8 protein-coding genes are annotated in these 12,228 nt (G+C 46.8%); 3 read left to right on the forward strand and 5 right to left on the reverse strand.

What is annotated here, in order from left to right; translation table 11 throughout:
- The first annotated feature begins 1,053 nt into the window (after positions 1-1,053).
- A complete protein-coding gene (locus JGK07_RS30625; RefSeq protein ID WP_293178500.1) occupies positions 1,054-1,215 on the forward strand; it encodes a hypothetical protein in 162 nt (53 codons plus the stop codon).
- Between the two features lie 686 nt (positions 1,216-1,901).
- Positions 1,902-3,071, forward strand: a complete 1,170-nt coding sequence (rpoD, locus tag JGK07_RS30630) for an RNA polymerase sigma factor RpoD (protein ID WP_293178503.1) — start codon at positions 1,902-1,904, stop codon at positions 3,069-3,071.
- 238 nt (positions 3,072-3,309) lie between these two features.
- Here the strand turns inward: rpoD and JGK07_RS30635 are convergent, their stop codons facing one another.
- From JGK07_RS30635 to iscB, 4 genes are all read right to left on the reverse strand, one after another.
- Positions 3,310-3,462: a chlorophyll A-B binding protein gene (locus tag JGK07_RS30635; protein ID WP_293178506.1), complete on the reverse strand. Its 153-nt coding sequence runs from the start codon at positions 3,460-3,462 to the stop codon at positions 3,310-3,312.
- 126 nt (positions 3,463-3,588) lie between these two features.
- Positions 3,589-5,031: an ATP-binding cassette domain-containing protein gene (locus JGK07_RS30640; RefSeq protein ID WP_293189376.1), complete on the reverse strand. Its 1,443-nt coding sequence runs from the start codon at positions 5,029-5,031 to the stop codon at positions 3,589-3,591.
- A gap of 283 nt (positions 5,032-5,314) precedes the next feature.
- Positions 5,315-7,867: a DNA topoisomerase (ATP-hydrolyzing) subunit A gene (locus tag JGK07_RS30645; protein WP_293189378.1), complete on the reverse strand. Its 2,553-nt coding sequence runs from the start codon at positions 7,865-7,867 to the stop codon at positions 5,315-5,317.
- 64 nt (positions 7,868-7,931) lie between these two features.
- A complete protein-coding gene (iscB, locus tag JGK07_RS30650; RefSeq protein ID WP_293178516.1) occupies positions 7,932-9,224 on the reverse strand; it encodes an RNA-guided endonuclease IscB in 1,293 nt (430 codons plus the stop codon).
- A 1,475-nt stretch (positions 9,225-10,699) separates the two neighbouring features.
- Between iscB and JGK07_RS30655 the strand changes: the two genes are divergently transcribed.
- Positions 10,700-11,095: a response regulator gene (locus JGK07_RS30655; RefSeq protein ID WP_293153459.1), complete on the forward strand. Its 396-nt coding sequence runs from the start codon at positions 10,700-10,702 to the stop codon at positions 11,093-11,095.
- A 763-nt stretch (positions 11,096-11,858) separates the two neighbouring features.
- Here JGK07_RS30655 and JGK07_RS30660 read toward each other — a convergent pair.
- On the reverse strand, positions 11,859-12,228 hold a 370-nt coding region (locus JGK07_RS30660; RefSeq protein ID WP_293243407.1), incomplete at its 5' end, for a hypothetical protein.

The raw sequence follows: 12,228 nt of genomic DNA on the forward strand, positions 1-12,228 counted from the left end.
TTTGGTTTCACGTACTTTGCCATATTAGTATTATGGATCGCCATGTACGCATTGTCCAGTCTTGTCCAATAAATTAATGATTAGAGGCATACCGATCGCGATCGGTTGCACAGTTGTTTTTAATAGGATAATGATGGCGGCAAATTTTTTGTCCTTGCCACCAACCTTTATACTTAAGCCTGAGTCTGGTTTTGCCGCTCCCTGTTTTCCAACAGAAGACAACTGTTTTGTCAGATCCTAGTCCCGATCCCATGAATCATTCCCCATGCCCAATCCCCAATCTTGCATCTAAAATAGCATGAGTTGGTTTTAAATACAGCAGGTCGTCCCGTAATATTACTTAGTATTGCGGAGAAAAGGTTCATCGTGTCTTTATATTGCAGCGGATATTTTTTAATTAAGTATAAAGTTGCACGTCTTTTCAACAATCAGGTCAGACAATTTTCGATTTGAGATTTTCGATGGAATCAGCTATACCATGATGGTTGGGATCGCGGGTCTACCATCGCATTTTTTGAGGGAACAGGTGTCGGTTGAACGGCTAGCTCCTCTCAAGAGAGCTTGGAGTTTCTCAAATCCATCAAGTGTCGCCATGGAGGCGATCGCCCGTGAGGAAGATCTGCCTCGGCGAGATCGAGGTAAACTTAGTAATATTGGACTTAAGTTGTTTCTGAGATTAAAATGAATGTAGATATTAGCTAGAGAGACAAGCAATCCCCGAACAGTTCGCAGCGTAACAATTACCGCAGGAGCGAACTCTTAGCAAACTTTCTCATTCTGGCTGTTATCTCTGAGACCGCAAAGCTCACAGACAAGCTTAAATGAGAATGTGACGTTACGAACTTAATGTGATGTAATGTCAAAAGCAGCCCCAATTTTTCAAAATTGAGCTAACTTAACAAAGAAAGCCCCTGTTGCACTACTAAACCCGCAACGCTTCATTGGGGGCGATCGTCGGTCTCTCATGAGAGAGTTGCCGACTTACAACTAAAGCTCACAAGCTTTATTCAATCGCAGATTGCGTATGATTCAATTCAGGGAAACAGGGTAAAGATGGGTGCATCTACACGGATTGTATTGGTCTCAATTCCGGCAAGTCAAAAATTGTCTGCTAACTCTCTGGCAGACTGCGCCGCAGCCTTTAACCCAGATATCCACACAAAACAGCGCCGTTCGATCGCGCCCAAGTTTTTCCGGGCCGTTCTCAGGATTTAGCTGAGCCAGACATGAGTCAGTATTGTCAAGCTAAGCTGACAAAGTTTTCTAGGTTCTTGACAAAAAACGGAAAACAACTTCCATTTTTTGTGAGAACGGCTACAATCGTAAGGGTCTTTCCAAGATCCGATTCTCACAGTTTGGTGCTTCGACTCTCTGCTGTTACATTTGAGGCAGCAGACCCGCATCCAAGGTGGCGAAAATTTGCCGTGCAACTGTGATGTCTGACGACCAGAGTGAAAGCAGCAAGCAAATCAAAAGTTGGACACCCATAACAGAAAAGTTAGAGGGTTCCGTGCCAGAAAACTTGTACGGGTAAAACATCGAAGTGCCGAGTAAAAAAGCCAGTATTTTTTGAGGTGCGATCGCATCTCCGGGTTTGCTTTTCTGGGTCAGGTATCGCAGACGATGCGTTAACTAGCCCAAACAAGAAAAAGCCGCACGCTCAATCCGAGGTTGCGACGTTAAAGTCGGCGATCGAGTGAATGCGCTGGCTACTTCTTTCCCAGAGCTCGAACTTTGACTCATAAAATTGGTGCGGTTTCGGTTACTGCTTCACTTAGCAGACCGAAAATTCCACGATTTCTTCCTGCGGGAATGTCAATACTGGCTAACTTGTCTAAACTACAAACAGACACTATTCCACTGTTATTTATTCTTTAATTCAGGAGCATGAGGAAGGCGGCATGATCCAGGCTAACACCGTACTCGAAACCAAAATTACACCCAAAATGGAAACTATCGAGTTGCTGAGGAACGCCGAAAGCGTTCTACCTGAGAGCGAGTTGGAACTCTTTATCGACGAAGAAGACGATCGAGAAGATTTTCTAGACAACCCGTCTGAGGAGGACGACACTAAAGCTGGCAAAGGCGCGAAAGCCCGCCGTCGGGCTCAGGCAAAGAAAAAGCATTATACAGAAGACTCTATTCGTCTCTACCTGCAAGAAATCGGTCGGATTCGACTGTTGCGAGCAGACGAAGAGATTGAACTCGCCCGCAAGATTGCAGATTTGCTGGAATTGGAGCGAGTTCGAGAACAATTGCTCGAAGAGTTAGACCGCGAACCTAAAGACAACGAATGGGCTACTGCTGTAGACATGGCACTACCTGCATTCCGTCACCGACTCCACGTTGGTAGGCGCGCCAAGGAGAAGATGGTGCAATCAAACCTGCGTTTGGTGGTGTCGATCGCCAAAAAGTACATGAATCGCGGTTTGTCTTTCCAAGATTTGATTCAAGAAGGCTCTTTGGGTCTAATCCGGGCTGCTGAAAAATTCGACCACGAAAAAGGCTACAAATTTTCCACCTACGCAACTTGGTGGATACGTCAAGCCATCACCAGAGCAATCGCCGATCAATCCCGGACTATCCGCCTCCCGGTTCACCTTTACGAAACCATCTCGCGGATCAAAAAAACTACCAAGCTGCTTTCTCAGGAAATGGGCCGCAAGCCTACGGAAGAAGAAATCGCCACCAAGATGGAGATGACCATCGAGAAGTTGCGCTTTATTGCTAAATCCGCACAGTTGCCAATTTCTTTAGAAACTCCGATCGGCAAAGAGGAAGACTCGCGTCTGGGAGACTTTATTGAATCTGACGGGGAAACGCCAGAAGATCAAGTCTCAAAGAACTTGCTCAGGGAAGATTTGGAAAGCGTTTTGGACACTCTCAGCCCCCGAGAACGGGATGTACTGAGGCTGCGTTACGGCTTAGATGACGGACGGATGAAGACCTTGGAGGAAATTGGTCAAATCTTTAACGTCACTCGCGAGAGGATTCGCCAAATCGAGGCTAAAGCCCTGCGGAAATTGCGCCATCCCAACCGTAACAGCATCTTAAAAGAATATATCCGCTAGAGCATTTGTCTCGCATCACCCAAAAGAGTGATTTGCTCTTTTGGGGTGGAACCCCCTACCCCAAAAAGAGCGATCGCTGTTAAACATTGTACTGCTCAATGCACGACGGCAATTAGCTATTTGCTGCGGGTAAATTCTCCTGCAAAAATTGCGCTGCTAAAAACGCACGGGCAAAATTTTGGGAGTCCCCAAAAGAACTCCCAAGCTTTGCAGTGTCTGAAAAGTTTTAACTAGAAAATTAGATCAGGCCCCAGAAGTGCAGCACGCCTTGACCGGAAACCAATTCAATGATGACAGCGGCAGAGAAACCAATCATTGCTAAACGACCGTTCCAATTTTCAGCACCTGCGCTGAAGCCCCAGTTCCAAGCGTTGCGTTTTTGTTCTTGCATAGTGCGAACTCCCTTCATTAACTTTTGTAAGGCTCATGTTAATTAATATAACAGTTACTTGAAAAAAATGCAAGTTTGTGATGCGTGATATCGATCGCAAAGGTCGATCGACCTTTCTCCTGTTTCCTACCGAGGAAAAATCGCCAATTCGGTATCAGGATCGAACAAGTGAATTTTGTCATGGGCGATCGCCAGCCAAAGCTCCTCGCCAACACGGATCGATCGCTCGGGAGGCACCCGCACCTGCATCCGCACAGCCGGATCGTCAGTCAAACACACCCGCAAATAAGTTTCGTGTCCCAAAGCCTCCACAATTTCCACTTGTACAGACAGATTTTTGGTAGCAGGAGGGTTGATGCTGAGATGTTCCGGGCGAATGCCCAAAATCAGTCCTCGCCCGTCATATTTTTGTAGATTTTTCGCCCAAATATCGGGTAAAGTAAAGCGAAACTGCGGGTGAGAAATCAACAGCGGCGCGGTAAACTGCACGGGCAAAAAATTCATCGGCGGAGAACCGATAAACTCAGCCACAAATAGATTAGCTGGCTTGTTGTAAAGCTCTAGAGGCTTAGCGACTTGCTGAAGCTGGCCAGCATTCATAATCGCAATGCGATCGCCCATAGTCATCGCCTCAGTTTGGTCGTGAGTCACATAAATAGTGGTAGTGCCCAACTGCCGCTGCAACTGCACAATTTGCGATCGAGTTTCCGCCCTCAACTTCGCATCAAGATTTGATAGAGGTTCGTCCATCAAAAACACTTGAGGATTTCGAGCCATCGCCCTACCCAAAGCCACCCGCTGCTTTTGTCCTCCCGAAAGTTGTTTCGGCAAGCGATTTAAAAGCGGTTCTATTTGCAATAATTGAGCAACCGCCCTAACTCTTTCTCCTACCGCCTTTTCCCGTTCCGACAAATAGCGCAAACCCGGAGGAAGCTTGCGAGTTGCTCCCACTAAAAAGTCCTCCCCTAAAGTATATATTCGCTCTTTGCTTACAGTATTAGAAGCTAAATAATCGATCGCCTCTTCTATCTTATTCCTGATTAGTTCTACCTTCTCCCTTCTTCCTTTTTCTGTCACTGTCACTGTCTCTGCTTCCTCATTCCTTCTTCCCTCTTCCCTCTTCCCTCTTCCCTCTTCCCTCTTCCCTCTTCCTTCTTCCTTCTTCCCTCTTCCTTCTTCCTTCTGTGAGCGGCGCAATCCAAAGGCGAGATTATCGTAGACTGTTAAGTGAGGATAGAGAGCATAATTTTGAAACACCATAGCGATATCTCGGTCTTTTGGAGGTAAATCATTAACGAGCCGATCGCCAATCCAGATATTGCCGGCTGTCAAAACTTCCAAACCTGCGATCGATCGCAGCAAAGTGCTTTTTCCGCAGCCCGAAGGCCCCACCAACACCATGAATTCCCCGTCGAGGACGGTCAGGTTAATCCGCCGCAAAACAGTGTTAGACGAAGAGCTAGGAGTCTCTGTTGAGACACTTTCTGCGACGTTGTTTGCTACTTTTTCCTGTTCTCCTTGGCGGAGGGGAAAACTTTTGTAGATATTTTCTAATACAACTTGCGCCATCAAACGATTTTAGATTTTAGATTTGGAGGAAGGAAGAAGGAAGAAGGAAGAGGGAAGAGGGAAGAATAATGGGAGAATTTCATTTTTGTAAAAATAATTTTTTCTTTTAGTGTGATCGTCCCCGGTCGCTTGCCGATCTAACCCTCGCGAGCGGGGACAGCACTATAAAAACAAAACTGAGATGCTCCCCAAATAATTACCCATTACCAATGACTACTGACTATTGACTACTGACTACTGACTATTGACTACTGACTACTGACTACTGACTACTGACTATTGACTATTGACTACTGATAACCTTGATAATTCTTTCACCAGGATTGAGGTCAAAAACCCGATCGCCCGGAGCATCCTTCCCCCAAAAAGCTATAGCATCAGTAGTCGATCGCAGCAGGCGGCCAGCAGTCGTAAAAAGTTTAACATCCGTACCCGGAACAGCCCGCAGCAATCCAACCAAAGCATCTTTAGGCTCTGCAAAGCGAAAAGCTTGAGTGCCAATTTCGCCGCGGTTAGTCAGCCTGACAGAACCCGCAGGCATTCGTTTAGCCCAACCCAACTCCGAAATTAGCACCAGACTGTCCTCCCGGTCGATCGTAATACAACCCACCAACTGTTCCTGCTTCCGCAACCTGGTGACTTGAGAACCCTGGGCGGTGCGGCCCATGGGCGGCAGTTGTTCGTCATCAACATCAAATCGGAGGACTCGACCTCCCGAAGTTGCGACGACCACTTGGTCGCCAACTTTGCTGAGACTAGCATTACGCAGTCGATCGTCCTCCTTGAGTTTAACAACAGTCACGCCGCGATTAGTCAGCTCAGCAAATTCCTGCATCGGCAAGCGCTTAATTTTGCCTTGTTGAGTCAGAGTTACTAAATCCGCAGCCTCCGAATTTTCCGGCAAAATAAAGTGTGCAACTGTGATTTCCGAGAAAGCACGACCTGCACTTTCTTTAGTAGCACTGGGCGACAACAAACTAACAATCGGCGTTCCCCGGTCTTTTTGGCTGCTACTAGGAATATCAGCCACTTTCAGCGGATAAGCTTTGCCGTTAGGAATTAAGACGACCAAAGTGCGATCGGTTTTTGTCAGGTTTGCCGTCACAATAAAATCTTCATTTTTTTCTAAAGCTGAAACCGATTTTTCGCGACTTTTCGAGCGCGGGCGTTCCGCAGCGGGCAATCGTCTCACGTACTGCTTGTGCGAAAATTCAACAATAGTTTCCTCCGGTTCAATATCGGGCAATAAATTAGGTGAAATTGTTGCCGGCAACAAAGGCTTCACACCAGCATTTTTCTTGCCAGCCGGTTGTGTTTGAGCAGTTCTGGCGCGTCCGGTTCCATTGGCAAATTTAGTGCGACGTTCGTCAGCGTACTTGCGTTTTAGCGATCGCAATTCCTTCTTTAAAGCCTTCAAAAGTTCGCGCCTGTCGCTCAACAACCGCTGCAATTCTTGAATATTCCCCATCAACTCATCCAACTCAGACTGCAAATTTTGCCTTTCCATACCAGTCAGCCGACGCATCGGCATCGCCAAAATCGCATCAGCTTGACTTTCGCTCAGATTAAGGCGAACTTGGAAAGTTTGCTTAGCAGTAGTCCCGTCAGGAGCATTTCTGAGAATGTCGATCGCAGTATCAAGATTTGTCAAAGCCAACATTAAGCCTTGGACAATGTGACAGCGACGTTCTGCCGCCTGCAACTCGTAATTGTAGCGGCGGGTGAGAGTCACTTCTCGGAAATCGAGAAATTCTTGCAACAATTGTCTCAAGGTCAACTGTCGGGGTTGACCGTTGACAATTGCCAGCAAAATCGCGCCAAAATTTGTTTGCAGGTCAGTTTGTTGGTAAAGACGAGCCAGCACCGCCTCTGGAGTAAATTCTCGTTTAAGTTCAATTACAACTCGAATGCCTTCGCGATCGCTCTCGTCACGCAAATCAGAAATACCGTCGAGGCGGCCGGCATTCACCAACTCCGCCACCTTTTCAATCCAAGCTGCCTTATTTACCTGAAACGGAAACTCCGTCACGACGATCGCCGTTTTAGTTCGTACCTTGCGATTCCCAGGCACTTCTTCCACCCCAGCTATACCCCTGACCGCAATGCTACCTCGACCCTTAGTGTAGGCATCAACAATGCCCTCTGTAGAGACGATTTCCCCTCCGGTCGGGAAATCTGGGCCCGGAATTAGTTCGATCAACTTCTCATCCGAGATCTCCGGATTTTCAATCAAAGCAATTAAACCGTCTACCACCTCGCCCAAATTGTGCGGCGGGATATTAGTAGCCATCCCGACAGCAATGCCAGTACAACCGTTGAGCAACAGAAACGGCAACTGAGCAGGGAGCGCCGTCGGTTCCTGCTGCGAACTGTCAAAGTTATTAGTAAAATCAACAGTTGCGTCACCGACTTGGGTTAGCATGGCTTCGTGGGCGATCGATGCCAGCCTAGTTTCCGTGTAGCGCATCGCAGCAGCAGGGTCATTGTCCACCGAACCGAAATTGCCGTGACCCGCCAGCAAAGGATAGCGGCTCGAAAACTCCTGAGCCATTCGCACCAGAGCGTCGTAAACCGATTGGTCGCCGTGGGGGTGATATTTTCCCAAAACATCTCCAACTACCCGGGCGCACTTGCGGTAAGGTCGGTCTGGTGTCAAACCGAGTTCGTGCATCGCGTACAAAATTCGACGGTGCACAGGTTTTAAACCGTCGCGGACATCAGGCAAAGCTCGCCCGACGATCACACTCATGGCATATTCGAGGTACGATTGCTGCATCTCGGCGTGCAGAGGCGTAGAAATTACTTGCCCGGAAAGTAGGTTGAGTTGTTTAGCCATGAGTCCTTATGTCTAATTACTAGATAGCAGAATATCGGAGTATTCTGGGGTGAAACGGAGTGAACTAAAATCGATATGAGTAGCCGTCCTGTCGGTGAATAAACTTCACGTTTTTTATGGTAGAAACTCCAATACGAAACTGATTAATTAAAACCTCAAAACCCTTTGCAGTAGGTTTTTTCACTCGCGCCGTATAGGTTCCGGCTCGTGAATTCTTGCGGTCAGTATCCAGCGTGAACTTAACTGTATCGCCTGTTTTGACGTGCTTGTATCGTACTCGTGTATTTTTCACTGCTGGGAACCCGTGTTTGTTGACTCGTATTTCCTGCCTTGTGCCGTGCCCAAAACACGTGACAATCAGAGGCTGAGTTGTTCTCAATTGAATCGAGCGACCAGATTTCCCGACACAGGCGGCATCAATGCTGTGTGACTTCTCTAAGCCCTGTTGAGTGCGGTTGAATTTAGTTCTGCCGCCCGTCCAACACTTCACCGTGTCGCATAGCTCTTTTGCCATCCTGACAATGGCAAAACGGGTTGAATTCACTGCTGCTGCATCTTTAAGGGGTTGCTTGGCTTGTGCAAGAATACGTTGTAGCAGGTCGGGTTTGCCCGAAAGGAAATCTTGGATATCGCGATTCCCCTTCTTCTGGTTGCACGGAACACAGGAAAGAGCAAGGTTGCTGACTCGGTTTGACCCACCTTTTGATTTAGCCTGAATGTGTTCTACTTCCAGGGGGGTATCGGTTGCACCGCAGTACGAGCATTTTTGTTCCCACTTTTCTAGTAGATATTGCTTCACCTCATAGCCAGCCAGTTCACCCGCTTGATATTGCACTCCACTAATCTCAGGATTCTGCATCAGTTGTGTGTCAAACCGGACTTGCTCAATCTCAATCTCAGTGATGGGACTGTAGCGCATGAATCGCTTAATCCAAGTTTCTACCGTTTGAACTCTATGTCGCAAGCTGGGGGCTAACCATCCTGTAGGCTGCTTTCGATTAAAACGCTTTGCTCGATATCTAAGATTGCGCGAACGCCGCGAGCCTCGCACGCTAGCCCGTTGTTTGAGGTCAGCGCTGATTTGCAATCCTCGATGCTTTAGTTCCATGCCGAAGACAATATCTTCACCGCATTGAATGGCGAAACCCGTCCATTTAGAACCTGGATCTATTTTGAGCCGATAGGGTTTGAGTGTGGGATTGAGAATCTGTTGCTTGAGGACGATCGCAAACGGATATGATCTGTACACCGCTGCTTTTTGTTTGGTCAACAGCTCTCTAGCACGGGCAGGATGCACCATGTTGAGGAACGTCCTGTCGTGATTCAACAGGAAAACGTAATTAGCTTGAATTTGCATTTCTGCATCTGGGGACTTGGTAATGTTTGCATCGATTGGCTTACAGGCTTGTTACCAGGGTGCGGTGTTCCACGTTCAGAAGCTACGCGATGTTCCTCCCCTGACGCTTGAATCTTGCCCGAATTGATTGAGTCATGACCCTCCAGCGGCTATCACACTCTTGGTGTGTGTGAAATCTGGTGTAGCAGGGTACTCCGAATTACTCCGTTTCCCTCGAATTACTCCGCTTCTTTGCTACTCTATGTTGCCGACCTTTGTGCCTACCTGTCTATTTACCCGCCGCCGCGAGAAGGTTGATTCACAGTCATACTTTTCCTTATAATCGCTCACAAAGGCAGATCGTTCAGAATTCAGCCGGGTCAAATCTATCCGGGCGAACTCTCAAGCCTCTGACACCAGCTCGATAGCGGTCAAAACTGAGAATGGCGAATCCCCAACCATCCCCGCTATATTGGGTACTCCGATCCGAATGGGAAGGCCCGAGTAGGTCAATCAACATTGCTTGACTCTAAGAGCAAGAAAGAAAATAATTGTCAAGGCTCCGGGACTCCCATAGCAGTTACAAAAAGTAATGGAACTGCCCTCAACCTCAGTCCACCTTCATACCCCTATCCGAGCGATCGTCCCCAGTCTAAAATCTAAAATCTAAAATGGTACAAGTTGGAGTCCTGACCACAAGAGAGGATAAGCAGTAGCAATCCCGAAATTGTCTGCGATATTCGGGGGAGAGAGGGAGATTCTCGGTCGTCGGGGAGAAAATGTAACCGTGAAGGGGAATAGAGAATTCAAATATACAATTTAAATCGACAACAGGTTACTAAAAACTTGCTACCGGGGGATCGTGAGACGAGCGTCAGTGTCAGGTCTAGTTCTAAAAAACAACTAAACACTCTATCTAAGGTAGACAATTATTTGAAATATTCTAGTAGACTGTGGTAGATTGTAGTAATATCAATAGGTTCACCCTATTTTACGTTAAAGCATTTCCGCATCTAAGCGCGGATGTATTGTAGCAGACTGACTGAAGAATATACATCTAAAACCTGTTCAAAGTATGGACAGAACCACAAAAAGTTAGAAGGTAACCAACAGTTTGTCCTTCTTGCGGTCATGGCATCGGGCGTGATATGAATGGCACTTTTAGCCTTTTTTTAAAGGCTGTGACAGATCCGCGACACAAAGGCGTAAGATTGCATCTTACCAATTGTGCCATACACAGTAAAGGTTGATTTTCAGCTTCTACCGGGTTAAATGTATCTGTTTGTTTGTATGTAGTAGTCTAAATGATGGTAATGGATGCTTCTGGGCATCTGTACACCCTCTCACGGTAGTCGCTCAAGGAATATATGCGGGTTTTGCAGGGTTCCCGGCTGATGGCGCTAAAAACTCTGCATTTTTGACGGGGAATCTAATCCTCGTGCCGTGTTCCTCTTTTGACTCATGTCGCAAAGTTTCCATACTTCCCATATTTATTTATGAAAACCGTTCTGATTGTAGAGGACGATTTGGTTAATGCTCGAGTTTTTTCCAAAATACTTACTAAGCGGGGGGGCTTAGCTGTCAAGCACACGGAAAATGTTGAAGAGGTGATGCAGATTGCTGCGGCCGGCCAAGCTGATTTGATTTTAATGGACGTGTCTCTTTCGCGCAGCGTGTACCAGGGAAAATCTGTTGACGGCATTAAGATTACTCAACTGCTGAAAGCTGACCCGCAAACCGCCTCGCTCCCGATTATATTGGTGACGGCTCACGCCATGGCCGGTGATAGAGAAACTTTTCTGGATCAAAGCGGTGCCGACGGTTACATCTCTAAACCCGTAGTAGACCATCAAGAGTTTGTCGATCGGATCAAGGCTTTGCTCCCTGAGTGAGCGCACCATATTTGAAGAAGGAAGTTCAGCAACGGATTCGTCGGCTGTCGGATGTAACAAATGTAACGGAGGGAAGCCACGAAGTTTGTAGTTTAATACGCTTGGGTTAGCGGTCTTTTACCGAAAACTTGGCTTCTTCAGCCCCGTCCTTCTAGGACGGCTTTTATTTGATCGACTTTTTAAGAAAAGTCTTGATATTTCTTAAAGACCTAGTGTTCAATCTAACCTACGAATTCGTGCTTAAACCCACATCAGAACAAATAGTTATTTTCGCAGACTGGCTTGAATAATGCGAGCGTGTTTATAATACCATTTTGACAAAAGATTGCGACATAATAAATGTTTTGTTTGGTCGCTTGTACCATTGTGGTCAGGTGCGGCTCTGTCAAATTGTCGATATATAGCTACGAATTTTTCGTGGATCCACAGCCTACAACTAATGTTGTATTAATTTTGAAAATTGGTATTATAAGGAAGAAATAATTTTATTTATAGTTTGATTCAAACAATTAAAAATTTTAATTTTCAAGTTTTATTGAATTCTGATTTATGCCTGCGGCTGAATATCTTCTGCCTTCTTTTTTCGGGCGATTTGATGTGCCGATCGCACTTTCGCCTGTGAATTTTGAATTTTAAGTTTTGAAACCAAAAATTTAAGATTTTTCAACCAACGCTTGCGCCTGTTGGTTGGGAGGATCTCTCAAAAATTGCCGCGCAGTTCAGGATCGCTGGCTGCGCGGCAATCTATCTCAAAACACTCGTTTTAGTCTTCGTCCTCGTCGAAGTCGTAACCGATATCATCATCATCATCGGCGATCGCGCCTAAGGAATCATCATCAGTATCAGGGACAAAATCGTCCTCATCAACCTCAACTTCCTCAAAATCCTCCTCGGAGTCAACATCAGGGGCGCGGCCGACATCAAAAGGACTCTCGATCGTATACTTGCGGCGGGCAGTGCGATCGTCCAACACGACATCTTCCTGCAAATCCTGGATGTCGTCGTCAAAGACAGCACCCTCAAAACCGGCATCTTGAACGCTGGCATCCTCATAGGCATTGAACCCAGTTCCAGCAGGAATCAGGCGGCCGATGATCACGTTTTCCTTGAGGCCGCGCAGCCAGTCGGATTTG

It is taken from the genome of Microcoleus sp. PH2017_24_DOB_U_A, assembly GCF_020738205.1.
Lineage (GTDB): Bacteria > Cyanobacteriota > Cyanobacteriia > Cyanobacteriales > Microcoleaceae > Microcoleus.

Coding starts and splice junctions, on each gene's coding strand:
- JGK07_RS30645 (WP_293189378.1), bottom strand. CDS start 7,867: ATGGCTAAACAACTCAACCTACTTTCCGGGCAAGTAATTTCTACGCCT.
- JGK07_RS30625 (WP_293178500.1), top strand. CDS start 1,054: ATGGGTGCATCTACACGGATTGTATTGGTCTCAATTCCGGCAAGTCAA.
- rpoD (WP_293178503.1), top strand. CDS start 1,902: ATGATCCAGGCTAACACCGTACTCGAAACCAAAATTACACCCAAAATG.
- JGK07_RS30655 (WP_293153459.1), top strand. CDS start 10,700: ATGAAAACCGTTCTGATTGTAGAGGACGATTTGGTTAATGCTCGAGTT.
- JGK07_RS30635 (WP_293178506.1), bottom strand. CDS start 3,462: ATGCAAGAACAAAAACGCAACGCTTGGAACTGGGGCTTCAGCGCAGGT.
- JGK07_RS30640 (WP_293189376.1), bottom strand. CDS start 5,031: ATGGCGCAAGTTGTATTAGAAAATATCTACAAAAGTTTTCCCCTCCGC.
- iscB (WP_293178516.1), bottom strand. CDS start 9,224: ATGCAAATTCAAGCTAATTACGTTTTCCTGTTGAATCACGACAGGACG.